The sequence below is a fragment of the Pseudoduganella sp. UC29_71 genome, assembly GCF_042693265.1.
GTDB lineage: Bacteria > Pseudomonadota > Gammaproteobacteria > Burkholderiales > Burkholderiaceae_D > Rugamonas.
This window is the reverse complement of record NZ_CP170549.1, coordinates 5,878,931-5,903,989: the sequence shown is the minus strand read 5'-3', so window position 1 is coordinate 5,903,989 and position 25,059 is coordinate 5,878,931. Positions and strand designations below refer to the sequence as shown.

Annotated in this window: 28 protein-coding genes; 27 read left to right on the top strand and 1 reads right to left on the bottom strand. The window is 63.9% G+C overall.

What is annotated here, in order from left to right; translation table 11 throughout:
• Window positions 1-28 precede the first annotated feature (28 nt).
• From ACFJI2_RS26270 to tatC, 27 genes are all read left to right on the top strand, one after another.
• Window positions 29-751, top strand: a complete 723-nt coding sequence (locus ACFJI2_RS26270; protein WP_377702542.1) for a transposase — start codon at window positions 29-31, stop codon at window positions 749-751.
• A 120-nt stretch (window positions 752-871) separates the two neighbouring features.
• A complete protein-coding gene (locus tag ACFJI2_RS26265) occupies window positions 872-5,593 on the top strand; it encodes a glutamate synthase-related protein (protein WP_377702541.1) in 4,722 nt (1,573 codons plus the stop codon).
• Between the two features lie 24 nt (window positions 5,594-5,617).
• Window positions 5,618-7,081 (top strand): glutamate synthase subunit beta, encoded by a 1,464-nt coding sequence (locus ACFJI2_RS26260; protein WP_107979659.1) that lies wholly within the window; start codon window positions 5,618-5,620, stop codon window positions 7,079-7,081.
• Window positions 7,082-7,332: 251 nt separating this feature from the next.
• The gene (locus ACFJI2_RS26255; protein WP_107870053.1) at window positions 7,333-8,136 is read left to right on the top strand and encodes an ABC transporter ATP-binding protein; all 804 of its coding nucleotides are present in this window, start codon (window positions 7,333-7,335) and stop codon (window positions 8,134-8,136) included.
• Entirely contained in the window at window positions 8,133-8,915 is a 783-nt protein-coding gene (gene mlaE, locus ACFJI2_RS26250) for a lipid asymmetry maintenance ABC transporter permease subunit MlaE (protein ID WP_107869497.1), read from the top strand. The genes ACFJI2_RS26255 and mlaE overlap by 4 nt, the downstream gene beginning before the upstream one ends.
• A 44-nt stretch (window positions 8,916-8,959) precedes the next feature.
• Window positions 8,960-9,430, top strand: coding sequence for an outer membrane lipid asymmetry maintenance protein MlaD (mlaD, locus tag ACFJI2_RS26245; RefSeq protein WP_107869496.1), 471 nt, complete (start codon window positions 8,960-8,962; stop codon window positions 9,428-9,430).
• Between the two features lie 11 nt (window positions 9,431-9,441).
• Window positions 9,442-10,266: a VacJ family lipoprotein gene (locus ACFJI2_RS26240; RefSeq protein WP_377702540.1), complete on the top strand. Its 825-nt coding sequence runs from the start codon at window positions 9,442-9,444 to the stop codon at window positions 10,264-10,266.
• Window positions 10,267-10,298: 32 nt separating this feature from the next.
• Window positions 10,299-10,958, top strand: coding sequence for a phospholipid-binding protein MlaC (locus tag ACFJI2_RS26235; RefSeq protein WP_377702539.1), 660 nt, complete (start codon window positions 10,299-10,301; stop codon window positions 10,956-10,958).
• Window positions 10,959-10,972: 14 nt separating this feature from the next.
• Window positions 10,973-11,314 carry a lipid asymmetry maintenance protein MlaB gene (locus tag ACFJI2_RS26230; protein ID WP_377702538.1) on the top strand — a complete coding sequence of 114 codons (342 nt, stop codon included), beginning with the start codon at window positions 10,973-10,975 and terminating at the stop codon, window positions 11,312-11,314.
• Between the two features lie 162 nt (window positions 11,315-11,476).
• Entirely contained in the window at window positions 11,477-12,388 is a 912-nt protein-coding gene (locus ACFJI2_RS26225; RefSeq protein WP_377702537.1) for an ABC transporter ATP-binding protein, read from the top strand.
• A complete protein-coding gene (locus ACFJI2_RS26220) occupies window positions 12,385-13,146 on the top strand; it encodes an ABC transporter permease (protein ID WP_377702536.1) in 762 nt (253 codons plus the stop codon). Before ACFJI2_RS26225 ends, ACFJI2_RS26220 begins: the two co-directional genes overlap by 4 nt.
• A gap of 11 nt (window positions 13,147-13,157) precedes the next feature.
• Window positions 13,158-13,394 carry a BolA family protein gene (locus ACFJI2_RS26215; protein WP_107869491.1) on the top strand — a complete coding sequence of 79 codons (237 nt, stop codon included), beginning with the start codon at window positions 13,158-13,160 and terminating at the stop codon, window positions 13,392-13,394.
• 10 nt (window positions 13,395-13,404) lie between these two features.
• Complete coding sequence (gene murA / locus ACFJI2_RS26210) at window positions 13,405-14,655, top strand: UDP-N-acetylglucosamine 1-carboxyvinyltransferase (protein ID WP_107869490.1); 1,251 nt, start codon at window positions 13,405-13,407, stop codon at window positions 14,653-14,655.
• Between the two features lie 10 nt (window positions 14,656-14,665).
• A complete protein-coding gene (hisG, locus tag ACFJI2_RS26205; RefSeq protein WP_107869489.1) occupies window positions 14,666-15,343 on the top strand; it encodes an ATP phosphoribosyltransferase in 678 nt (225 codons plus the stop codon).
• Complete coding sequence (hisD, locus tag ACFJI2_RS26200) at window positions 15,340-16,662, top strand: histidinol dehydrogenase (protein WP_377702535.1); 1,323 nt, start codon at window positions 15,340-15,342, stop codon at window positions 16,660-16,662. Before hisG ends, hisD begins: the two co-directional genes overlap by 4 nt.
• A gap of 7 nt (window positions 16,663-16,669) precedes the next feature.
• A complete protein-coding gene (locus tag ACFJI2_RS26195) occupies window positions 16,670-17,632 on the top strand; it encodes a DNA-methyltransferase (protein WP_377702534.1) in 963 nt (320 codons plus the stop codon).
• 18 nt (window positions 17,633-17,650) lie between these two features.
• Window positions 17,651-18,742, top strand: a complete 1,092-nt coding sequence (hisC, locus tag ACFJI2_RS26190; RefSeq protein ID WP_377702533.1) for a histidinol-phosphate transaminase — start codon at window positions 17,651-17,653, stop codon at window positions 18,740-18,742.
• A gap of 19 nt (window positions 18,743-18,761) precedes the next feature.
• Window positions 18,762-19,352 carry an imidazoleglycerol-phosphate dehydratase HisB gene (gene hisB / locus ACFJI2_RS26185; RefSeq protein WP_107869485.1) on the top strand — a complete coding sequence of 197 codons (591 nt, stop codon included), beginning with the start codon at window positions 18,762-18,764 and terminating at the stop codon, window positions 19,350-19,352.
• A 58-nt stretch (window positions 19,353-19,410) separates the two neighbouring features.
• The gene (hisH, locus tag ACFJI2_RS26180) at window positions 19,411-20,049 is read left to right on the top strand and encodes an imidazole glycerol phosphate synthase subunit HisH (protein WP_107869484.1); all 639 of its coding nucleotides are present in this window, start codon (window positions 19,411-19,413) and stop codon (window positions 20,047-20,049) included.
• Between the two features lie 63 nt (window positions 20,050-20,112).
• A complete protein-coding gene (hisA, locus tag ACFJI2_RS26175; RefSeq protein ID WP_107869483.1) occupies window positions 20,113-20,892 on the top strand; it encodes a 1-(5-phosphoribosyl)-5-[(5-phosphoribosylamino)methylideneamino]imidazole-4-carboxamide isomerase in 780 nt (259 codons plus the stop codon).
• 7 nt (window positions 20,893-20,899) lie between these two features.
• Window positions 20,900-21,661, top strand: coding sequence for an imidazole glycerol phosphate synthase subunit HisF (hisF, locus tag ACFJI2_RS26170; RefSeq protein ID WP_377702532.1), 762 nt, complete (start codon window positions 20,900-20,902; stop codon window positions 21,659-21,661).
• Between the two features lie 37 nt (window positions 21,662-21,698).
• Window positions 21,699-22,136, top strand: coding sequence for a phosphoribosyl-AMP cyclohydrolase (hisI, locus tag ACFJI2_RS26165; RefSeq protein WP_377705909.1), 438 nt, complete (start codon window positions 21,699-21,701; stop codon window positions 22,134-22,136).
• On the top strand, window positions 22,133-22,471 hold the full coding sequence (locus tag ACFJI2_RS26160; RefSeq protein ID WP_377702531.1) for a phosphoribosyl-ATP diphosphatase: 339 nt from the start codon (window positions 22,133-22,135) through the stop codon (window positions 22,469-22,471). The genes hisI and ACFJI2_RS26160 overlap by 4 nt, the downstream gene beginning before the upstream one ends.
• Window positions 22,472-22,497: 26 nt before the next feature.
• Complete coding sequence (locus tag ACFJI2_RS26155; protein ID WP_107869480.1) at window positions 22,498-22,869, top strand: histidine triad nucleotide-binding protein; 372 nt, start codon at window positions 22,498-22,500, stop codon at window positions 22,867-22,869.
• 125 nt (window positions 22,870-22,994) lie between these two features.
• A complete protein-coding gene (tatA, locus tag ACFJI2_RS26150; RefSeq protein WP_107870051.1) occupies window positions 22,995-23,231 on the top strand; it encodes a Sec-independent protein translocase subunit TatA in 237 nt (78 codons plus the stop codon).
• A gap of 20 nt (window positions 23,232-23,251) precedes the next feature.
• Complete coding sequence (tatB, locus tag ACFJI2_RS26145; protein ID WP_107869479.1) at window positions 23,252-23,743, top strand: Sec-independent protein translocase protein TatB; 492 nt, start codon at window positions 23,252-23,254, stop codon at window positions 23,741-23,743.
• Window positions 23,744-24,499 carry a twin-arginine translocase subunit TatC gene (gene tatC / locus ACFJI2_RS26140; protein WP_132134482.1) on the top strand — a complete coding sequence of 252 codons (756 nt, stop codon included), beginning with the start codon at window positions 23,744-23,746 and terminating at the stop codon, window positions 24,497-24,499. It begins immediately after the preceding gene.
• On the opposite strand, the gene ACFJI2_RS26135 is transcribed toward tatC, so the two are convergent.
• Entirely contained in the window at window positions 24,496-24,996 is a 501-nt protein-coding gene (locus tag ACFJI2_RS26135; protein ID WP_377702530.1) for a hypothetical protein, read from the bottom strand. The two genes, tatC and ACFJI2_RS26135, sit on opposite strands and share 4 nt — an antisense overlap.
• Window positions 24,997-25,059: the final 63 nt, after the last annotated feature.

Genomic DNA, 25,059 nt, shown 5'->3' with positions numbered 1-25,059 from the left:
CGCTACCTGCCACTCTTTTCCCTCTGCCATGGCCCGTCTACCCCGCCTCATTGTCCCCTTCCAGCCGCACCATGTGGTGCAGCGCGGCCTGAACGGCCAGGCCATCTTCCAGGATGCCGACGATTACACCGCTTTCCTCGGCTGGCTGCGCAGCGCCGCCAAAAACTGGAAAGTGGCCGTGCACGCCTATGTCTTGACGCCCAGCGAGCTGCATTTCCTCGTCACGCCCTGCGACGAGGATGGTCTGGGCCTGATGATGCAATGGATAGGGCGCTACTACGTGCCCTACTTCAACCAGAAATACGGCCGCTCCGGCACGCTGTGGCAGGGCCGCTACAAGACCTCGGTCATCGACGGCGAGTCCTACCTGATGAGCAATAGCCGCTATATCGAGTTCCTGCCCGTGCGCAGCGGGCTGGCGGGCCAGCCCGAGCAGTACGCCTGGTCCAGCTACGCGCACCACATCGGCCTGCGCTCCGATCCGGTGGTCACCGACCACGCGCTGTATTGGGCGCTGGGCAACACGCCCTTCCAGCGGGAGGGGGCTTACAAGGAACTGGCCGGCGCCGACTTGTCGGCGGAAGAGATCTCCATAGTGGAAAAAGCCGTGCTCAAGGGCTGGCCGCTGGGTTCGGAGCGCTTCAAGACCGAGCTGCAAAACCGCGTCAAACGCCAGGTGCTGCCCGCCAAGCGGGGCCGCCCGTTCAAGAAAACCGCGGCTGCCGAGACGGAGACTTTACTGTGTCCCTAATTAATTTTTCCAGAGACAGGAAAAAAATTAATTCGACTCCGACCCTAATTATTCTTGTTGAGTTTTTTTGTGCGTTGCACTACTCTGACTTTTCGATAGTTTTCAGCAGTGGAGAAACGCATGATTGCGCAAGGCTTGTACGACCCAGCTAATGAACATGACGCCTGCGGCGTCGGTTTCGTCGCCCACATCAAGGGCAACAAGAGCCATTCCATCGTGGAGCAGGGTCTGCTGATCCTGAAGAACCTGGACCACCGGGGCGCAGTCGGCGCGGATGCGCTGATGGGCGACGGCGCCGGCATCCTGATCCAGATCCCGGACCAGTACTACCGCGACGAGATGGCCAAGCAGGGCGTGGAACTGCCGCCGCCAGGCGAATACGGCGTGGGCATGGTGTTCCTGCCGAAGGAAAACGCGTCCCGCATCGCCTGCGAACAGGAAATCGAGCGCGCCGTGCGCATCGAAGGCCAGGTCGTGCTGGGCTGGCGCAATGTGCCGGTGGACTACGACATGCCGATGTCGCCCACCGTGCGCGCCAAGGAACCGATCATCCGCCAGATCTTCATCGGCCGCGGCCCGGACATCATGGTGACCGACGCGCTGGAACGCAAACTGTACGTGATCCGCAAGTCGTCCGGCCACGCCATCCAGGCGCTCAAGCTGCTGCACGGCAAAGAATTCTTCGTGCCATCGATGTCGGCACGTACCGTCGTGTACAAGGGCCTGCTGCTGGCCGACCAGGTGGGCGTGTACTACAAGGACCTGCAAGACCCGCGCTGCATCTCGGCGCTGGCGCTGGTGCACCAGCGTTTCTCCACCAACACCTTCCCTGAATGGCCGCTGGCCCACCCGTACCGCCTGATCGCCCACAACGGTGAAATCAACACGGTGAAAGGCAACTTCAACTGGATGCGCGCCCGCGAAGGCGTGATGAAGTCGGCCGTGCTGGGCGACGACCTGCAGAAGCTGTTCCCGCTGATCTACGAGGGCCAGTCCGACACCGCCTGCTTCGACAACGCGCTGGAACTGCTGCTGATGGCGGGCTACCCGCTGGCGCAAGCCATGATGATGATGATCCCCGAGGCGTGGGAAAACCACACCCTGATGGACGACAACCGCAAGGCCTTCTACGAATACCACGCCGCCATGATGGAACCATGGGACGGCCCGGCCGCCATGGCCTTCACCGACGGCCGCTACATCGGCGGCACGCTGGACCGCAACGGCCTGCGTCCTGCGCGCTACATCATCACCGACGACGACCTGGTGGTCATGGCGTCCGAATCCGGCGTGCTGCCGATTCCGGAATCGAAGATCATCCAGAAATGGCGTCTGCAGCCGGGCAAGATGTTCCTGATCGACCTGGAAGCCGGCCGCATCATCGACGACAAGGAACTGAAGGACACCTACGCCAACGCCAAGCCCTACAAGGCCTGGATCAACGCGGTGCGCATCAAGCTCAACGAGATCAAGCTGTCCGAGAGCCAGCAGGCGCACAACCGCATCAAGTACAGCGCCGCGCCGGGCGAGAAAGCCGTCGCGTCCGTGCTGGACCGCCAGCAAGCCTTCGGCTACACCCAGGAAGACCTGCGCTTCCTGATGGCGCCGATGGCCGCCGCCGGCGAGGAAGCCACCGGCTCCATGGGCAACGACTCGCCGCTGGCCGTCATGTCCAACAAGCTCAAGCCGCTGTACAACTACTTCAAGCAGCTGTTCGCCCAGGTGACCAACCCGCCGATCGACCCGATCCGCGAAGCCATGGTGATGTCGCTGGTGTCCTTCATCGGCCCGAAACCGAACCTGCTGGACACCAACAACGTCAACCCGCCGATGCGCCTGGAAGTGTCGCAGCCCATCCTGGGCTTCGACGACATGGCCCGCCTGCGCGGCATCTCGCTGCATACCGGCGGCAAGTTCAAGTCCTATGAACTGAACATCTGCTACCCGCTGGCCTGGGGCAAGGAAGGCGTGGAAGCCTGCCTGGCGTCGCTGTGCGCGGAAGCCGTGGACGCGGTCAAATCCGGCCACAACATCCTGATCGTGTCCGACCGTTCCATCGGCCCGGACCGCGTGGCGATACCGGCGCTGCTGGCCACCTCCACCATCCACCAGCACCTGGTGTCGAAAGGCCTGCGCGCCTCGACCGGCCTGGTGGTGGAAACCGGCTCGGCCCGCGAAACCCACCACTTCGCGCTGCTGGCGGGCTACGGCGCGGAAGCCGTGCACCCCTACCTGGCGATGGAAACGCTGATGGAGCTGGCGCACGAGATGTCGGGCGACCTGTCCGGCGAGCAAGCCATCTACAACTACACCAAGGCCATCGGCAAGGGCCTGATGAAGGTCATGTCCAAGATGGGCATCTCGACCTATATGTCCTACTGCGGCGCGCAGATCTTCGAAGCCATCGGCCTGAACAAGTCGCTGGTGGACAAATACTTCAAGGGCACCGCCTCCAACGTGGAAGGCATCGGCGTGTTCGAAGTGGCGGAAGAAGCGCTGCGCCTGCACAACCTGGCCTTCGGCAACGATCCGCTGCTCAAGGAAACCCTGGACGCGGGCGGCGAGTACGCCTTCCGCATCCGCGGCGAAGACCACCTGTGGACGCCGGACGCGATCGCCAAGCTGCAGCACTCGACCCGCGCCAACAACTACTCGACCTATAAAGAGTACGCGCAGATCATCAACGACCAGAGCAAGCGCCACCTGACCCTGCGCGGCCTGTTCGAGTTCAAGCTCGACCCCACCAAGGCCATCCCGCTGGACGAAGTCGAGCCGGCCAAGGAAATTGTCAAGCGCTTCGCCACCGGCGCCATGTCGCTCGGCTCGATCTCGACCGAGGCGCACGCCACCCTGGCCGTGGCCATGAACCGCATCGGCGGCAAGTCCAACACCGGCGAAGGCGGCGAAGATCCGGCCCGCTACGCGATGGAGCTGAAGGGCATCCCGATCAAGCAGGGCGACACCATGTCGTCCGTGGTGGGCAAGGAACAAGTGGTGGTCGACATTCCGCTGCAGGCGGGCGACTCCATGCGTTCGCGCATCAAGCAGGTGGCCTCGGGCCGCTTCGGCGTCACCGCCGAGTACCTGAACTCGGCCGACCAGATCCAGATCAAGATGGCGCAGGGCGCCAAGCCGGGCGAGGGCGGCCAGCTGCCGGGCCACAAGGTGTCCGAATACATCGCCCAGCTGCGCTTCTCGGTGCCGGGCGTGGGCTTGATTTCGCCGCCGCCGCACCACGACATCTACTCGATCGAAGATCTGGCACAGCTGATCCACGACCTGAAGAACGTCAACCCGCGCGCTTCGATCTCGGTCAAGCTGGTGTCGGAAGTGGGTATCGGCACCGTGGCAGCCGGCGTCACCAAGGCCAAGGCCGACCACGTGGTGGTGGCAGGCCATGACGGCGGCACCGGCGCCTCGCCGCTGTCCTCGGTCAAGCACGCCGGCACCCCGTGGGAGCTGGGCCTGGCTGAAACCCAGCAGACGCTGGTGCTGAACGGCCTGCGCAGCCGTATTCGGGTGCAAGCAGACGGCCAGATGCGTACCGGCCGCGACGTGGTGATCGCCGCCATGCTGGGCGCCGACGAGATCGGCTTCGCCACCGCGCCGCTGGTGGTGGAAGGCTGCATCATGATGCGCAAGTGCCACCTGAACACCTGCCCGGTGGGCGTGGCCACGCAGGACCCTGTGCTGCGCGCCAAGTTCCAGGGCAAGCCGGAATACGTGGTGAACTACTTCTTCTTCGTTGCCGAAGAAGCGCGCCAGCTGATGGCCCAGCTGGGCATCCGCACCTACGACGAGCTGATCGGCCGCGTGGACCTGCTGGACAAGTCGAAAGCCATCACGCACTGGAAGGCGCAGGGCCTTGACTTCAGCAACATCTTCTTCCAGCCGCAGGTGCAGGGCGAGCAAGCCATCCGCCACGTGGAAGACCAGGACCACGGCCTGGACAAGGCGCTGGACCACAAGCTGATCGCGCAAGCCAAGGCCGCGCTGGAGAAGGGTGAACGCGTGTCCTTCATCTCGCCGGTGAAGAACTTGAACCGCACCGTGGGCACCATGCTGTCGGGCGAAGTGGCCAAGCGCTACGGCCACGCCGGCCTGCCGGACGACACCATCCACATCCAGCTGCAAGGCACGGCCGGCCAGTCCGCCGCCGCCTTCCTGGCGCACGGCATCACGCTGGACCTGGTGGGCGAGGGCAACGACTACGTCGGCAAGGGCTTGTCGGGCGGCCGCATCATCGTGCGTCCGAACACCGAGTTCCGCGGCTGGGCCGTGAACAACATCATCATCGGCAACACCGTGCTGTACGGCGCGATTGCCGGCGAAGCCTTCTTCAACGGCGTGGCCGGCGAACGCTTCGCGGTGCGCAACTCGGGCGCCACGGCGATTGTCGAAGGCGTGGGCGACCACGGCTGCGAATACATGACCGGCGGCACCGTGGTGGTGCTGGGCGCCACCGGCCGCAACTTCGCGGCCGGCATGTCGGGCGGCATCGCCTACGTCTACGACCCGGACGGCGATTTCGCGCAGAAGTGCAACCCGTCCATGGTCAGCCTGGAAGCCGTGCTGCCTGCCGCCGAGCAGAAGCTGGACCAGAACACCTGGCACGCGCAGCACCGCGACGGCGAGCCGGAGGCCGACGAGGTCATCCTGAAGCGCCTGATCGAGCGCCACTTCAAGCACACCGGCAGCACCCGTGCCCGCCTGTTGCTCGACAACTGGGCCGAAGGCCGCGCCAAGTTCGTGAAAGTGTTCCCGAACGAGTACAAGCGCGCCCTGATCGAGATGGCGGACAACGCCGCGCTGGAAATGGAAACCCAGGCCATCGCCGCCTGAACTGGACAAGAATAAGGAATCATCGTGGGTAAAATCACCGGCTTCATGGAATTCAAGCGTCAGGAAGAGAGCTATCTGCCTCCCGAGACGCGCCTGAAAAACTACAAGGAATTCGTCCTGCACCTGAGCAACGAGCAGGCCAAGGTGCAAGGCGCGCGCTGCATGGACTGCGGCATCCCGTTCTGCAACAACGGCTGCCCGGTCAACAACATCATCCCGGACTGGAATGACCTGGTGTACCGCGGCAACTACCGCGACGCGCTGGACGTGCTGCACTCGACCAACAACTTCCCCGAGTTCACCGGCCGCATCTGCCCGGCGCCGTGCGAAACGGCTTGCACCCTGGGCATCAGCGACGATCCGGTCGGCATCAAGTCGATCGAGCACAAGATCATCGACGAAGGCTGGGCGCACGGCTGGGTGGTACCGCAGCCGCCAAGCAGCAAGACCGGCAAGAAAGTGGCCGTGGTCGGTTCCGGCCCCGCCGGCCTGGCAGCGGCCCAGCAGCTGGCCCGCGTCGGCCACGACGTGACGGTGTTCGAGAAGAGCGACCGCATCGGCGGCCTGCTGCGCTACGGCATTCCCGACTTCAAGATGGAAAAGTCGCACATCGACCGCCGCATCGAGCAGATGCAGGCCGAAGGCGTGACCTTCCGCACCAGCGTGCTGATCGGCAAGGACTTCCCGGCCAACGTCAACAACTGGGCCAAGGAAACCATCTTCCCGGAAGACCTGGACAAAGAGTTTGACGCCGTCATCCTGGCCGGCGGCGCCGAGCAGCCGCGCGATCTGCCGGTGCCGGGCCGCGAGCTGAAGGGCGTGCACTTCGCCATGGACTTCCTGCCGCAGCAGAACAAGGTCAACGCCGGCGACAAGGTGAAAGACCAGATCAAGGCCACCGGCAAGCACGTGGTGGTGATCGGCGGCGGCGACACCGGTTCCGACTGCGTCGGCACCTCGAACCGCCAGGGCGCCGCCTCGGTGAACCAGTTCGAGCTGATGCCGATGCCGCCGGAGCAGGAAAACAAGCCGCTGGTGTGGCCATACTGGCCGACCAAGCTGCGCACCTCCTCCTCGCACGAGGAAGGCTGCGAGCGCGACTGGGCGGTGGCCACCAAGCGCCTGGAAGGCAAGGGCGGCAAGGTCGAGAAGCTGATCGCCTGCCGCGTGGAGTGGAAGGACGGCAAGATGACCGAAGTGCCGAACTCGGAATTCGAGATGAAGGCCGACCTGGTGTTCCTGGCCATGGGCTTCGTGTCGCCGGTGCAGAACATCCTGGACGCCTTCAGCGTCGAGAAGGATGCGCGCGGCAACGCCAAGGCCAGCACCGAAGGCGAGCAGAGCTACAAGACCTCGGTCCCGAAAGTATTTGCAGCAGGCGACATGCGCCGCGGCCAGTCCCTGGTGGTCTGGGCCATCCGCGAAGGCCGCCAGTGCGCCCGCGCCGTCGATGAATTCCTGATGGGTTCGTCCGACCTGCCGCGCTGATTCCCAAGTAGTGGTTTTCACTCCCACCGGAGCACGACGGGCGATCCTCGTCGGCTCCGGTTTTTTTATCGCCGCGCTATCCGTGTGTTGCTGCGGCGCAGCAATTAACAAACCTTTTCAGTTGTAACTTACTGACTTTCTAGTTATTAATGTTGTATTATTTGCCTCTTGTCTCCCCCACATGAAGGGGCTCTCAGCAGAGGTTGGCGTTTCTGCACTACAATACGGGATTCAAAAAAGTGAGCGTGGTCGTGCCGAATCTAGTCGAAATCCGTGATTTACACTTCTCCTATGGAAAAAGGTCCATCCTGTCGGGCCTCCAGATGGACTTCCCGCGCGGGAAGGTAGTGGCGGTCATGGGCGGCTCGGGCAGCGGCAAGACCACGGTGCTGCGCCTGATCGGCGGCCAGATCCGCCCGTCCAAGGGCCATGTGGCGGTGGACGGCCAGATCGTTCACAAATTGAAGACCGATGACCTGTATCTGCTGCGCCGCAAAATGGGCATGCTGTTCCAGCACGGCGCGCTGTTTACCGACCTGTCCGTGTACGAGAACGTGGCCTTCCCGCTGCGCGAGCACACCAATTTGCCGGAAGAGCTGATCCGCGACCTGGTGCTGATGAAGCTGCACGCCGTGGGCCTGCGCAACGCCGCCAGGATGAAGCCGGGGGAGATTTCCGGCGGCATGGCGCGCCGCGTGGCGCTGGCGCGCTCGATCGCGCTGGACCCGCAACTGATTATGTATGACGAGCCGTTCGCCGGCCTGGACCCGATATCGATGGGCGTGACCGCCAACCTGATCCGCAACCTGAACGACGCGCTCGGCTCGACCACCGTGCTGGTGTCGCACGACGTGAAGGAGTCGTTCCACATCGCCGACTACGTCTACTTCCTGTCGCAAGGCAAGGTGGTGGCGCACGGCACGCCGGACGACATGATGGCCTCGTCCGACCCCTACGTGAAGCAGTTCGTGCACGCCGAAGCGGACGGCCCCGTGCCCTTCCACTACCCGGGCAAGACCCTGGCGGCCGACCTCGGCCTGAAGGAGCGCGCATGATCGCCAATCTGCTGGAGCGCCTCGGCGTCTGGGTGCGCGAACACGTCGAAGGGGTGGGCTACAGCACCCGCACCTTCTTCTACATGCTGGGCGTGTCGCCCGGCCTGCTGCGCCGTCCGCGCCTGATCGTCGAGCAACTGCACTTCATCGGCAACTATTCCATGCTCATCATCACGCTGTCCGGCCTGTTCGTCGGCATGGTGCTGGGCCTGCAGGGCTATTACACGCTGAACAAATACGGCGCCGAGCAGTCGCTCGGCCTGCTGGTGGCGCTGGGCCTGACGCGCGAACTGGGGCCGGTGATCACCGCGCTGCTGTTCGCCGGCCGCGCCGGCACCTCGCTGACGGCCGAAATCGGCCTGATGAAAGCCGGCGAGCAGCTCTCCGCCATGGAAATGATGGCGGTCAACCCGGTGCAGCGCGTGCTGGCGCCGCGCTTCTGGGCCGGCGTGATCGCCGTGCCGGTGCTGGCCTCGATTTTCAGCGCGGTCGGCATCTTCGGCGGCTACCTGGTCGGCGTGCAGCTGATCGGCGTGGACGAGGGCGCGTTCTGGTCGCAGATGCAGGGCGGCGTGGATATCTGGAAAGACGTGTTCAACGGCTTCGTGAAAAGCATCGTGTTCGGCGTGGCCATCACCTTCATCTCGCTGTACCAGGGTTACGAAGCCCGCCCCACGCCCGAGGACGTGGCCGGCGCCACCACCCGTACCGTGGTGATTTCGTCCTTGATGATCTGGTGGCTGGACTTCATGTTAACGGCCCTGATGTTTAGCAAATAACGGCATCGTGCGCCGCAGAAATAAAAACAAGTTAGGATAGTGTCATGCAACGTAAATCTCTGGATCTGTGGGTAGGTTTGTTTGTTGTGCTGGGTGTGGCCGCGCTGGCCTTCCTGGCGCTGAAGGCCGGTAACGCCAGTTCGCTGTCGTTTGCCCCGACCTACGAAGTGACCGCCAAGTTCGACAACATCGGCAGCTTGCGCGAGCAGGCCGCGGTCAAGGCATCCGGCGTGGTGGTGGGCCGCGTGGCCAAGATTCGCTTCGACGACAAGTCGTACAAGGCGCTGGTGACCCTGAACATGGAAACCGGCTACGCCTTCCCCAAGGACAGCTCGGCCAAGATCCTGACCGCCGGCTTGCTCGGCGAGCAATATATCGGCATCGAAGCCGGCGGCGACACCAACAACCTGGTGGCGGGCGACAAGATTGCGCGCACCCAGTCCGCGGCCGTGCTGGAAGACCTGATCAACCAATTTATCTACAGCAAAGCAGCTGAAGGAAAGGATAGCAAGTAATGCGCGCATCGATGACATTCCGTCACCTGGCTTTGACTGTCGCGGCCGCCGCCGTGCTGACCGGCTGCGCCGGCCCCAACCCGCGCGACCCCTACGAGAGCTTCAACCGCAGCATGTTCAAGTTCAACGACACGGTGGACCAAGTGGCGCTGAAACCGGCCGCCACCGCCTACAAGAACGTGCTGCCGACCTTTGTCCAGACCGGCGTGAACAACTTCTTCGGCAACCTGTCGGACGTGTGGAGCGCCGCCAACGGCTTCATGCAGGGCAAGGGCGAGCAGGGGCTGTCGGACGTGATGCGCGTGGCGCTGAACTCCACCTTCGGCCTGCTGGGCGTGCTCGACATCGCCTCCGAGGCGGGCTTGAAGAAGCACAACGAGGACTTCGGCCAGACCCTGGGCTACTGGGGCGTGGAATCCGGCCCCTACCTGATGCTGCCACTGCTGGGGCCGTCCACCGTGCGCGACACCGTGGCGCTGCCGCTGGATATCAAGGCTGATCCATGGGGTTACAAAGATCCTGTCAACGTACGCAACATCGGCAGCGTTGTTCGCGTGGTCGACAAGCGTGCCGTGCTGCTGGATGCCACCAGCCTGATGGAGGAAGCGGCGCTGGACCGTTACGAGTTCGTGCGTGATAGTTTCCTCCAGGCACGCCAGAGCAAGGTGTACGACGGCGAGTCCGGCCCGCGCGGCGGCAAGGACCAGCCCAAGGAACAGGACAAGAAAGAGGCCAAGCCGGCCGCCGCCGATGCCGAAACCGGCAACGATGCGGCGCCGGTGACGGGCGAGGCTATAATGGCGGCACCGGCTGCGGAACACAACGCCAGCCTGTGACCCCGAAGCAACTAAAATAAGGTTAAACAGAGATGAAATTGATTAAACAACTTTTCGCAGTCGCGACGGTCGCTTTCGCATCGGCCTCGTTCGCCGCCACCGCGGCGCCTGCGCCGGCCGGCACTGAAGCGCCGGACGTGCTGGTCAAGCGCATCAGCCAGGACGTGCTGGACACCGCCAAGGCCGACAAGGAAATCCAGGCCGGCAACCAGAAGCGCGTGATGGACCTGGTGGAAACCAAGATCCTGCCTTACGTCGACTTCCAGCGCATGACCTCGCTGGCCGCCGGCCGCTACTGGCGCGAAGCGAGCCCGGAACAGCAAAAGCAGCTGGCCACCGAGTTCCGTTCGCTGCTGATCTTCACCTACTCGGGCGCGCTGTCCCAAGTGAAAAACGAAACCATCGAGTTCAAGCCGCTGCGTGCCGATCCTTCGGACACCGAAGTGGAAGTGCGTTCCCAGGTGAACGTGGCGCGCGGCGAACCGATCCCGCTGAACTACCGCGTGGCCAAGTCGCCGACCGGCTGGAAGATCTACGACATCAACGTGCTGGGCGCCTGGCTGGTCGAGACCTACAAAGGCACCTTCGCGTCCGAAATCAGCAAGGGCGGCATCGATGGCCTGATCAAGACCTTGTCTGAAAAGAACAAGAAGCTGGCCAGCCGTCCGATCAAGGCCGCTGCCGCCAAATAATTGACTGAACAACCATGTCCGCATCCACCGACAATATGCAATCCCTCACGTCCCTGACCGTCGCCAACGCCAGCGCGGCGCTGGAGCAGGGGGTCGCGGCGATCGCGTCCGGCCAGTCCGTATTCGACCTGAGCAACGTGCAGGCGGTCGATTCGGCGGCCGTGTCGGTGATGCTGGCGTGGCAGCGCGCCGCGCAGCAGGCGGGCATGCAGCTCGAACTGCGCAACCTGCCGGCCAACCTGAAAAGCCTCACCAAGCTGTACGGCGTTTGCTCGCTGGTCTCGCCCGCGCTGGCCGAATGCGGCGAAGCAAGCTCCCCGGCGGCCGCCGTGCCGCAGCATCACCATCATCATTGACCCCCGCCCCACCCCTGCCGCAGTTTCCGGTCCGGCGTAGCCGAACCAAATTTCCAATATAATTGACCGTTGCCGTTGCCTGAGTGCCACGGCATATCGCACCTCCGGGCCTCGTGCCCTTCCCGCGACGGTCACCGTGCCGTAGCCAACTTAAAGCCAAGCATGACAGCAATCCAAATCAGCAATGTCGAGAAGCGCTACAAGTCGCTCCAGGCACTGGGCGGCGTCTCCCTCACCATCGAGGAGGGCGAATTCTTCGGCCTGCTCGGACCGAACGGTGCCGGGAAAACCACACTCATCTCCATCATCGCGGGCCTGATCCGGCCCGACGCGGGCAAGGTCAGCATCCACGGCCACGACGTCACCGGCGACTTCCGCGAGGCGCGCCGCAAGCTCGGCGTGGTGCCGCAGGAACTGGTGTTCGATCCCTTCTTCACGGTGCGCGAAACCTTGCGCCTGCAGTCCGGCTACTTCGGCCTGCCCAATAACGACAAGTGGATCGACGAGGTGATGGAAAACCTCGACTTGACCAACAAGGCCGACGTCAACATGCGCGCGCTGTCGGGCGGCATGAAGCGCCGCGTGCTGGTGGCGCAGGCGCTGGTGCACAAGCCGCCCGTCATCGTGCTCGACGAGCCGACCGCCGGCGTGGACGTGGAACTGCGCCAGACGCTGTGGCGTTTCATTTCGCGCCTGAACCGCGAAGGCCACACCGTGGTGCTCACCACCCACTACCTGGAGGAAGCGCAAGCCATGTGCAAGCGCGTGGCCATGCTCAAGACCGGCAAGGTGGTGGCGCTGGACACCATGTCCCAGCTGATCCGCCGCATTTCCGGCTCCTCGCTGATCCTGCATCTGAAACAGGGCGCGCTGCCGGAAGACCTGCACCACCTGGTCACGCACCCGGAAGAGGCGGCCCAGGGCAAGTACAGCCTGCGCATCAATGAATACTCGGAAGTGGAGCAGATCCTGGCGCGCGTGCGCGCCAGCGGCGCCGTCATCGACGAGATGCAGCTGCAGCAGGCCGACCTGGAAGACATCTTCCTGCAAATCATGGACAAGGGGGCAGTATGATTTCCACCGGCTTCCGCACCCTGGTCTACAAAGAGACGCTGCGCTTCTACAAGGTCGCCACCCAGACCGTGGCCGCGCCCATCCTCACGGCCATGCTGTACCTGCTGATCTTCGGCCACGTGCTGGAAGGCCGTGTGCAGGTGTATCCGGGCGTGAGCTACACCGCCTTCCTGATCCCCGGCCTGGTGATGATGAGCGTATTGCAGAACGCCTTCGCCAATTCCTCGTCCTCGCTGATCCAGTCCAAGATCACCGGCAACCTGGTGTTCGTGCTGCTCACGCCGCTGTCGCACTGGGAGATCTTCTCGGCCTACGTGATCGCCGCCATGGTGCGCGGCCTGGTGGTGGGCGCGGGCGTGTTCATCGTCACCGCCTGGTTCGCCAACATGAGCTTCGTGGCGCCGCTGTGGATACTGGTGTTCGCGCTGCTGGGCGCCGCCATCCTCGGCACCATGGGCCTGATCGCCGGCATCTGGGCCGAGAAATTCGACCAGCTGGCCGCGTTCCAGAACTTCCTGATCATGCCGCTGACCTTCCTGTCCGGCGTGTTCTACTCGATCCACTCGCTGTCGCCGTTCTGGCTCACCGTGTCGCACCTGAACCCGTTCTTCTACATGATCGACGGCTTCCGCCATGGCTTCTTCGGCCAGAGCGACGTCAACCCCTTCATCAGCCTCGGCATCGTCGGCGCCTTCCTGGCCGTGCTGTCCTTGCTGGCTATTCGTTTATTAAGCAGCGGCTATCGTCTGCGCCACTGATAGGAACCACCATGACCACTACCCCTGAAGCCATCCACGGCTACATTTCCGCCGGCCTCGAATGCACCCACCTGGAAGTGGAGGGCGACGGCCAGCACTTCCAGGCCGTCATCGTCTCGCCGGCGTTTGCCGGCAAGCGTCCCATCCAGCGCCACCAGCTGGTGTACGCGGCATTGGGCGACCGCATGCGCGAGGAAATCCACGCGCTGTCGATGAAAACGCTGACCCCGGAAGAATACAAAGGCTAAGGACAACACCATGGACAAACTCCTCATCACGGGCGGCAAGCGCCTGGTCGGCGACGTCACCATCTCCGGCGCCAAGAACGCGGCGCTGCCCATCCTGTGCGCCGGCCTGCTGACGGCGGGCGACGTGGTGCTGGACAATGTGCCGCACCTGCACGACGTGGCCACCATGCTCAAGCTGCTGGGCCAGACCGGCCTGAAAGTGCAGCAGGACGGCGAGAAGGTGGTGCTGAACGGCAGCGCCATCGACAAGCTCGAAGCGCCGTACGAGCTGGTCAAAACCATGCGCGCCTCGATCCTGGTGCTGGGGCCGCTGCTGGCGCGCTTCGGTGAAGCCAAGGTATCGCTGCCGGGCGGCTGCGCCATCGGCTCGCGCCCGGTGGACCAGCACATCAAGGGCCTGCAGGCGCTGGGCGCCGAGATCACCATCGACGCCGGCTACATCTACGCCAAGTGCAAAAAACTGAAGGGCGCCCGCATCGTCACCGACATGATCACGGTGACCGGCACCGAGAACCTGCTGATGGCCGCCACGCTGGCCGAAGGCGAGACCATCCTGGAAAACGCCGCGCGCGAGCCGGAAGTGACCGACCTGGCCAACCTGCTGGTGGCCATGGGCGCCAGGATCTCCGGCATCGGCACCGACCGCCTGGTGATCCAGGGCGTGCCCGAGCTGCATGGCGCATCGCATTCCGTGATCTCGGACCGCATCGAAGCGGCCACCTTCCTGTGCGCCGTGGCGGCCACCGGCGGCGACATCACGCTGCGCAACACCCGCACCGACATCATGGACGCCGCGCTGGACAAGCTGCGCGAGATCGGCCTGCAAATGACCATCGGCAAAGACACCATCCGCGCGCAAATGGATGCGCGCCCGAACCCGGTGACTTTCCGCACTACCGAATACCCTGGCTTCCCGACCGATATGCAGGCCCAGTTCATGGCGGTGAACACCATCGCCAATGGCGCCAGCCGCGTGACCGAAACCATTTTCGAGAACCGCTTCATGCACGTCCAGGAGATGAACCGCCTGGGCGCGGCTATTGAAACCGACGGCAACACGGCCTTTATCAAAGGCGTGGACCAGCTGATCGGCGCGCCCGTGATGGCGACCGATCTGCGCGCTTCGGCTTCGCTGGTGATCGCAGGCCTGGCCGCCAAGGGCGAAACGCTGATCGACCGCATCTACCACCTCGACCGCGGCTACGACCGCATGGAAGTGAAGCTGCAGGCGATCGGCGCCAACATCAGCCGAATCAAGTAAAGAGACCATCATGAGCGGATTTAACAGCGACGCCAATTCCCAGCTGATCCTTGCGCTGTCGAAGGGCCGTATTTTCGAAGACACCTTGCCGCTGCTGGAAGCAGCCGGCATCACCGTCACCGAGAATCCGGAAACTTCGCGCAAGCTGATCCTGGCCACCAACGACCCCAATGTGCGCGTGCTGATCGTGCGCGCCACCGACGTGCCGACCTATGTGCAGCATGGCGCGGCGGACTTCGGCGTGGCCGGCAAGGACGTGCTGATCGAGCATGGCGGCGAGGGCCTGTACCAGCCGGTGGACCTGAACATCGCGCAGTGCCGCATGTCGGTCGCTGTCAAATCCGGCTTCGACTACGAGGCGGCCGTGCGCCAGGGCGCGCGCCTGCGCGTGGCCACCAAGTTCACCACCACCGCGCGCGAGCACTTCGCCGCCAAGGGCGTGCACGTGGACCTGATCAAGCTGTACGGCTCGATGGAGCTGGCGCCGCTGGTGGGCCTGTCGGACGCCATCGTCGACCTGGTGTCGACCGGCAGCACGCTGCGCGCCAACAACCTGGTGGAAGTCGAAGAGATCATGGACATCTCCTCGCGCCTGGTGGTGAACCAGGCCGCGCTCAAGCTCAAGCGCCAGCGCCTGCAGCCGATCATCGAAGCCTTCGAGCGCGCCTCCAAAAAGGTGAAGCCATGACGATCCGCATCCGCAAGCTCGATTCCTCGGCCGCCGATTTCAAGCCCACGCTGGACGCGCTGCTGGCCTTCGAAGCATCCACCGACGACGCGATTGAAACGGCGGTCGCGAAAATCCTGGCCGACGTGAAGGTGCGCGGCAACGCCGCCGTGCTGGAATACACCAACCGCTTCGACCGCCTGCCCGACGGCGGCGCCGCCTCGGTGGACACGCTGGACCTGCCGCAAGCCGAACTGCAGGCCGCGCTGGACGCGCTGCCGGCATCGCAGCGCGCCGCCCTGCAAGTGGCGGCCGACCGCATCCGCGTGTTCCACGAGCGCCAGAAGCAGGAGCTGCAAGGCTTCACCTACACCGAGCCGGACGGCACGGTGCTGGGCCAGCGCATCACGCCGCTGGACCGCGTCGGCATCTACGTCCCGGGCGGCAAGGCCGCCTATCCCTCGTCGGTGCTGATGAACGCCATTCCCGCGCAGGTGGCGGGCGTGAGCGAAATCATCATGGTGGTGCCGACCCCGGACGGCGTGAAGAACCAGATGGTGCTGGCCGCCGCCGCGCTGGCCGGCGTCACCCGCGTCATCACCATCGGCGGCGCGCAGGCGGTCGGCGCGCTGGCCTACGGCACCGAGACCATCGCCGCCGTCGACAAGATCGTCGGCCCTGGCAACGCCTACGTGGCCGCCGCCAAGCGCCGCGTGTTCGGCACTGTCGGCATCGACATGATCGCCGGTCCGTCCGAAATCCTGATCGTGTGCGACGGCAGCACCGACCCGGACTGGGTGGCCATGGACCTGTTCTCGCAGGCCGAGCACGACGAGCTGGCGCAAGCCATCCTGCTGTGCCCGGACGCGGCCTACATCGCGCAGGTGGAGGCCAGCATCAACAAGCTGCTGCCCACCATGCCGCGCCAGGAAGTGATCCGCACCTCGCTCAACGACCGCGGCGCGCTGGTCAAGGTGCGCGACATGGACGAGGCCTGCGCCATCGCCAACAGCATCGCCGCCGAGCACCTGGAGATTTCCGCCGCCGAGCCGCAGCAATGGGCCGACAAGATCCGCCACGCCGGCGCCATGTTCCTGGGCCGCTTCTCGTCCGAATCGCTGGGCGACTACTGCTGCGGCCCGAACCACGTGCTGCCCACCTCGCGCACCGCGCGCTTCTCGTCGCCGCTGGGCGTGTACGACTTCCAGAAGCGCTCGTCGGTGATCTTCGTGTCCGAGGCCGGCGCGCAGACGCTGGGCAAGGTGGCGGCGGAACTGGCCTACGGCGAAGGCCTGCAGGCGCACGCCCGCAGCGCCGAGCTGCGCATCAAGGCGGAATAAGGACGCCATGAGCGACTGGCTGAACCAGGTATTCTGCGAGGATGCGCTGTCCGGACTGGCGCGCATCCCGGACGGTTCCGTGGATCTGATCCTGACCGATCCGCCCTACAACCTGGGCAAGGACTACGGCAACGCATCGGACCAGCAGACGGTGGAGGAATACCTGCGCTGGACCGAGCAGTGGATAGACGCGGCGCTGCCCAAGCTGAAACCGAACGGCAGCCTGTACATCTTCCTGACCTGGCGCTTTTCGCCGGAAATCTTCGTCATGCTCAAGCAGCGCATGACGATGATGAATGAAATCATCTGGGACCGCCGCGTGCCGTCCATGGGCGGCAGCGTGCGCAGCTACTCGTCGGTGCACGACACGGTCGGCTTTTTCGTCGGCCGCAAGGACTACTACTTCGACCTGGACGCGGTGCGCATCCCCTACGACGCGGAGACCAAGAAGGCGCGCTCGCGTTCCATCTTCATCGGCGCCAAGTGGCTGGAGGTGGGCTACAACCCGAAGGACGTGTGGAGCGTGTCGCGCCTGCACCGCGAGCACCCGGAGCGCGCCAACCACCCGACCCAGAAGCCGCTCGAGATCATCGAGCGCATGGTGAAGGCCTCGTGCCCGCCGGGCGGCGTGGTGCTGGACCTGTTCATGGGCAGCGGCACCACCGCGCTGGCCGCGCGCCGCTGCGGGCGCCAGTTCGTCGGCTTCGAGCTGAACCCGGAGTACTGCGCCATCATCAACGAGCGCCTGGCCGCGCTGGAAACCATCGAGGCCCTCGCCGTTGCCGCCGCGCCGGACGCCCCGGCCAAGGCCAAAGCCCGGCCGAAAGCGAAGGCAGGAACGAAGGCCGCAGCCAAGGCCGCCGCGCCGAAAAAGAAACCCGCAACAAAGAAAGCCGCCGCGCCCAAGCCGGCGGCCCCGAAACGATCACGCGCCGTGAAAAAGGCGCCCCCCGAAGAAGTTACCATTTAACTTAAGGAGTGCAGCAAGATGTCCATCGACAGTCTCATCCGCAACACCATCCGTTCCGACGTACTGGCCGTGCCCGGCTACCACGTGGCAGATGCAAGCGGTTTCATCAAACTGGACGCGATGGAAAATCCTTACCCGCTGCCCGACCATCTGGCCACCGAGCTGGCCGGCCGCCTGGCCGCCGTGGCGCTGAACCGCTACCCGGTCGCATCCTACGCCAGCGTCAAAGAGCGCATCTGCAAGCAGCTCGGCGTGCCGGCCGGCTACGACGTCCTGCTGGGCAATGGCTCCGATGAGCTGATCTCCATCCTGGACATGGCCTGCGCCCACCAGGACCGCCGCGCCGTCGTCGTGGCGCCGGTGCCCACCTTCGTCATGTACGCGCGCTCGGCGCAGTTCGCCGGCATGGACTTCGTCGGCGTGCCGCTGAAGGACGACCTGACGCTGGACCTGCCCGCCATGCTGGCCGCCATCGCACGGCACAAGCCGGCGCTAGTCTACCTGTCGTATCCGAACAACCCCACCGGCAACCTGTTCGGGGCGGACGACATCGTCGCCATCATCCGCGCGCTGGGCGACACCGGCATCGCCGTGGTGGACGAGGCCTACGAGCCCTTCGCCCAGCAAAGCTTCATGGGCCGTTTGCCGGAGTTCGACAACCTGGTGGTGATGCGCACCGTGTCCAAACTGGGCCTGGCCGGCATCCGCCTCGGCTATATGTCGGCGGCGCCCAAACTGCTGGAGCAGTTCGACAAGGTCCGTCCGCCGTATAATGTGAACGTGCTGACGCAAGTCGCCGCCGAATTCGCACTCGACAACCTCGACGTGCTCAATCAGCAAGCCGCCATCCTGCGCGAACAACGCGCGCTGCTGGCGGAGGCCCTGGCCGCCGTACCCGGCGTGCAGGTGTTCCCCTCCGCCGCCAACTTCATCCTCGTCCGGGTGCCTGACGCCGACGCTGCTAATGCCTATCTGCTGTCCCGTAAGGTACTAGTCAAAAATGTGGGTAAAATGCACAGTGTACTGACCAATTGTCTGCGTATCACGGTCAGCACCCCGGAAGAGAACGCCGCTTTCCTCGAAGCATTTAAAGCCTCGCAGGCAGCCTAAGACCAACGTAGAGCTTTCCATGAACCGCACCGCAGAAATCACCCGCAACACCAACGAGACCCAGGTCCGTGTCGCCATCAACCTGGACGGCACCGGCGTGCAGAAGCTGAACACGGGCGTCCCTTTCCTGGACCACATGCTGGACCAGATCGCCCGCCACGGCCTGTTCGACCTGGAAGTCGAAGCCACCGGCGACACCCACATCGACAACCACCACACGGTGGAAGACGTGGGCATCACGCTGGGCATGGCGTTCGCCAAGGCGATCGGCGACAAAAAGGGCATCGTGCGCTACGGCCATTCCTATGTGCCGCTGGACGAGGCGCTGTCGCGCGTGGTGATCGATTTTTCCGGCCGCCCAGGCATCGAGTACCATATTCCGTTCACCCGCGCCATGATAGGCGGCTTCGACGTCGACCTGACGCTGGAATTCTTCCGCGGCTTCGTCAACCACGCGCTGGTGACCTTGCATATCGACAACTTGCGCGGCACCAATGCGCACCACCAGTGCGAAACCGTGTTCAAGGCGTTCGGCCGCGCGCTGCGCATGGCCACCACCCTGGACGAACGCGCCGCCGGCACCATTCCGTCGACCAAAGGTAGCTTGTAATCAATCGCAGCGCGGATAGCCCTTGCGTGGGCCGCGCTGTCTCTGCTTGAATGGCATTATGAAGAAAATTGTTGTTGTGGATTACGGCATGGGCAATCTGCGCTCGGTGGCGCAAGCCCTGCGCGCCGTGGCGCCGGAAGCCGACATCGTCATCTCCGGGCAGGTGGCCGACATCGAGAATGCCGACCGCATCGTGCTGCCCGGCCAGGGCGCCATGCCGGACTGCATGCGCAGCCTGCGCGAGTCCGGCGTGCAGGACGCGCTGCTGCGCGCGGCCGAGAGCAAGCCGCTGATGGGCGTATGCATCGGCGAGCAGATGCTGTTCGATTCCTCGGAAGAGGGCGATGCGCAAGGCCTGGGCTTGTTGCCGGGCAAGGTAGTGCGCTTCCAGCTCGATGGCCAGCTGCAGGAAGACGGTTCGCGCTTCAAAGTGCCGCAAATGGGATGGAACCAGGTGCGCCAGCGCGCGTCTCACCCGATGTGGGCGGGCATCCCGGACAACAGCTATTTTTATTTCGTGCACAGCTACTATGTGCAGCCGGGCGAGGCCGCGCACAGCGTGGGCGAAACCGTGTACGGCACGCCGTTCTGCTGCGCCGTGGCGCGCGACAACGTGTTCGCCACCCAGTTCCACCCGGAGAAGAGCGCCGCCGTGGGCCTGCAGCTGTACAAGAATTTCGTGCATTGGCAACCGTAAGCATCGTCACGCAAAGTCACTAGTCATCTTCGGCAACCTTAAACTTTTCAACTCAAACCTATTATGCTGCTCATTCCTGCCATCGACCTCAAAGACGGTCACTGCGTACGCCTGAAACAGGGCGATATGGAACTTGCGACCGTATTCTCCGAAGACCCGGCCGACATGGCCCTGCACTGGCTCAAGCAAGGCGCGCGCCGCCTGCACCTGGTGGACCTGAACGGCGCCTTCGCCGGCAAGCCGAAAAACGAGGGCGCCATCAAGGCCATCCTGAAAGTGGTGCAGGAGTTCGCCGAGGAAAACGGCATCGACGAGATCCCCGTGCAACTGGGCGGCGGCATCCGCGACCTGGACACCATCGAACGCTACCTGGACGCCGGCATCACCTACGTCATCATCGGCACCGCCGCCGTGAAAAGCCCGGGCTTCCTGCATGACGCCTGCGGCGCCTTCCCGGGCCACATCATCGTCGGCCTGGACGCCAAGGACGGCAAGGTGGCCACCGACGGCTGGAGCAAGATGTCCGGCCACGAAGTGATCGACCTGGCGCAAAAATTCGAAGCCTACGGCGTGGAATCGATCATCTACACCGACATCGGCCGCGACGGCATGATGGGCGGCGTGAACATCGAAGCGACCGTGAAACTGGCGCAGGCGGTGAAGATTCCCGTGATCGCCTCCGGCGGCCTGCACAACATTTCCGACGTGGAGGCGCTGTGCGCGGTGCAGGACGAAGGCATCGAAGGCGTGATCTGCGGCCGCTCGATCTACGAGGGCACGCTCGACCTGAACGAGGCGCAACTGCGCGCCGATGAACTGACGGAAGGCAGTCTGGAAGACTGATCCCACCATGCTTGCAAAACGCATCATCCCCTGCCTGGACGTGACCGATGGCCGCGTCGTCAAAGGCGTCAACTTCACCGAGTTGCGCGACGCCGGCGACCCGGTGGAAATCGCGCGCCGCTACGACGAGCAGGGCGCCGACGAACTGACCTTCCTCGACATCACGGCGTCCTCCGACAACCGCGGCCTGATCCTCGACATCATCGAATCGGTGGCGTCCCAGGTCTTCATTCCGCTGACCGTGGGCGGCGGCGTGCGCGAGGTGGCCGACGTGCGCCGCCTGCTCAACGCCGGCGCCGACAAGGTCAGCATGAACACCTCGGCCGTGACCAATCCGCAACTGGTGTTCGACGCCTCGCAAAAGCACGGTTCGCAGTGCATCGTGGTGGCGATCGACGCCAAGCAGGTGCAGCCCGGCCGCTGGGAAGTGTTCACGCACGGCGGCCGCAAGGCCACCGGCCTGGACGCGGTGGAATGGGCCAGGAAAATGGAATCGCTGGGCGCAGGCGAACTGCTGCTGACCAGCATGGACCGCGACGGCACCAAGTCCGGCTTTGACCTGGGCTTGACCCGCGCCGTCTCGGACGCGGTGGGCATCCCGGTGATCGCCTCGGGCGGCGTGGGCGGTCTGCAAGACCTCGCGGACGGCGTCAAGCTGGGCCGCGCGGACGCGGTGCTGGCGGCCAGCATTTTCCACTATGGCCAGCACACCGTGCAGGAAGCCAAGCGTTTCATGGCGCAGCAGGGCATTCCCATGCGCCTGAGCTGAAGCCCTGGTGCTTAGACATAAGGAAAATTCAATCATGATGCCGACTCAGACGCCCAGCGTGGCAAAAGCCAAGTGGCTGAACAAGATCAAGTGGGACGAACACGGCCTGGTGCCGGTGATCGCGCAGGAGGCGGGCAGCAACGACGTGCTGATGTTCGCCTGGATGAACCGCGACGCCCTGTATAAAACGGTGGAGCTGGGCGAGGCGGTGTACTGGAGCCGCTCGCGCAAGAAGCTGTGGCACAAGGGCGAGGAATCGGGCCATGTGCAGAAGGTGCTGGAGATCCGCCTGGATTGCGACGAGGACGTGGTGCTGCTGAAGATCGAGCAGGCCGGCGGCATCGCCTGCCACACCGGCCGCCATTCCTGCTTCTTCAACAAGTTCGACGGCGACGCGAAAGAAGGCGACTGGCAGGCCAGCGAGCCGGTGCTGAAAGACCCGGACACGATCTATACGGAAGCGAAAAGCAAATGAGCACCATCCTGGACCGCGTAGCGGCCACCATCGAGTCGCGCAAGCCCGCCAACGGCGGCGATCCGGCCACCTCCTACGTGGCCAAGCTGTTCGCCAAGGGCGACGACGCCATCCTGAAAAAGATCGGCGAGGAAGCCACCGAGTTCGTGATGGCGTCGAAAGACGCGCGCCACGACGGCGACGCCTCCAAAGTACTGTACGAATGCGCCGACTTGTGGTTCCATTCGATGGTGATGCTGGCCCAGTTCGGTTTGACGCCGCAACAGGTGCTGGACGAGCTGGCGCGCCGCGAAGGCGTGTCGGGCATCGACGAGAAAGCGTCGCGCCAAGACTAAGCACGGAATAACTTACTGGAGTTGTTGTGGAAAACTGCCTGTTTTGCAAAATCGCCGAGAAAAAAATTCCCTCCACCATCGTCTATGAGGACGAGGAGTTGCTTGCTTTCAAGGATATCCACCCGCACGCGCCGGTGCACCTGCTGGTGATCCCCAAGACCCACATCGGCACGCTGTCCGATTGCAGCGCCGGCCACGCGCCGCTGCTGGGCAAGATGCTGGCGCTGGCGCCGCGCCTGGCCGATGAGCACGGCGTGGCCGTGGCCTACGACGAGGACGGCGCGCCGCAGCGCGGCTACAAGACCGTGATCAACAGCGGTCCGGACGGCGGCCAGGAAATCTACCACCTGCACCTGCACGTGATCGGCGGCCCGCACCCGTGGCGCCACGAACGCTGATCTGTAACCGTAGCAATAAATCTTGCTACTACTTCATGACAAGCACATGACAGGCGCGCTTCGCGTATACTGTCCGCATTAACCGCAATTTTTTGGGGCGCGTTGCGTTCCGCAAGGGGAATATGATGGGTTCGATGAGCATCTGGCACTGGCTGGTGGTACTGGTAATTATCATGCTGGTCTTCGGCACCAAAAAACTGGGCAATATCGGCTCGGACGTGGGCAAGGCCGTCAAGGGTTTCAAGGATGGCGTGAAGGGCAGCGAAGAGGAAAACAAGCCGGCAGCCCCGGGCGCACCGGCCCAGCAAGTGGCCGACAAGTCCACCATCGACGTGGAAGCCAAAGAGAAAAACAAGCTGTAATGCGTTGCAGCTAAGCGTTTATGATCGATCTCGGTCTCTCCAAACTTGCCATCATCGGCGTGGTCGCGCTGATCGTCATCGGTCCTGAAAAGCTGCCCAAGGTGGCGCGCATGGCCGGGACGCTGTACGGCCGCGCCCAGCGCTACCTGCACGAGGTGAAATCCGAAGTCAGCCGTGAAATCGAGCTGGAAGAGCTGCGCAACCTGCAGAAGGAAGTGCAGGAAACCGCGCAGTCGATCAAGCAGAACGTGGAGCAATCCATATCGGACAGCGTGGCCGAGGTGCAGAGCGCCTGGCAGGACAGTCCGGGCCACGATTACTCGCAGGTGCCGCCCAGCACCGAGCACCTGGCGCGCAAGGCCAGGGAATTCCGCCGCAAGCGCCTGGTGCGCACCTCGGCGCTGCCGGCCTGGTACAAGCAGCAGCACGGCACGCGCATGCATGTCACGTCCGGCGCCGCGCGGGTCGCGCGCTTCCGCCCCAGCAGCAAACCACCTGCATCGTTTTACTAAATGAGTGAACAACCCCCGGTCGAGGAGACTTTCATCTCCCACCTGATCGAGCTGCGCGACCGCCTGGTCAAAGCCTCGATCGGTATCGCCATCGTGTGCGCCGCGCTGATGTTCTGGCCCGGCCCGGCGGCCATCTACGACATCATCGCCGCCCCCATGCTCGCTTCGCTGCCCACCGGCTCGAAGATGATCGCCACCGGCGTCATTTCGCCCTTCCTGGTGCCGATGAAGGTGACCTTGCTGATCGCCTTCATCCTGTCGCTGCCGTGGGTGCTGTACCAGCTGTGGGCCTTCATCGCGCCCGGCCTGTACGCGCACGAGAAGCGCCTGATCGCGCCGCTGGTGATTTCGTCCTCGCTGCTGTTCGCGGCCGGCGTGGCGTTCTGCTACTTCTTCGTGTTCGGCCGCGTGTTCCACTTCATTGCCGACTTCTCGCCGAGTTCGATCGCGGTGACGCCGGACATCGAGAACTATCTGGATTTCGTCATGTCCATGTGCCTGGCCTTCGGCGCAACCTTCGAGGTGCCGGTGGTGGTGGTGGTGCTGGTGCGGATGGGTATCGTGTCGGTGGCCAAGCTGAAGGAAGTGCGGCCGTACGTGATCGTGGGCGCCTTCGTGATCGCCGCCATCGTCACGCCGCCGGACGTGGTCAGCCAGTTCTCGCTGGCGATCCCGATGTGGCTGCTGTACGAGATGGGCTTGCTGGTCGCGCCGGTGTTCGTCAAGGCCACGCAGGCGCCGGAAGAACCGGTCTAAGCAAAGAGCTTGTACAGGATCGCGGCATCCACGACAAACTGGATGCCGAACAGCACGTAGAATCCGGTTTCCAGCCGCCCCACCCGCCGCCCCAAGGCATCCATCCGCTGATCCAGGCTGTCCATCCTGGCCGATAGCGTCCGATCTACTGCACCGATCTCGGCGAGCAGTTCCTGCTTGAGCAAATCCATCCGGCCGTAGATTTCCTGCTTGAGCAAGTCCATCCGGCCGTAGATTTCCTGCTTGAGCAAGTCCATCCGGTCGTAGATTTCCTGCTTGAGCAAATCCATCCGGTCATAGACCTCCTGCTTGAGCAGGTCCATTCGCGCCAGCAAGTCGCTACGCTGGAGTACCAGGTCGGACTCGACGGCGACGTGGCATTCGCTGAGCACGGTGCCGAGTGCCTCCGCTTGCAGCTCAGCCTGCTCTGCGGACACGCCGCCTTCCTTGAGCAACTGAGCGTATTTCAGCGTGTCAATCCGGATAGGCATGGTCATGATCGCTCCCAGGGTCATAGTAGCAGAACGGGGGCGAGGCCCCCGTCTCCATCGTACCCGGTC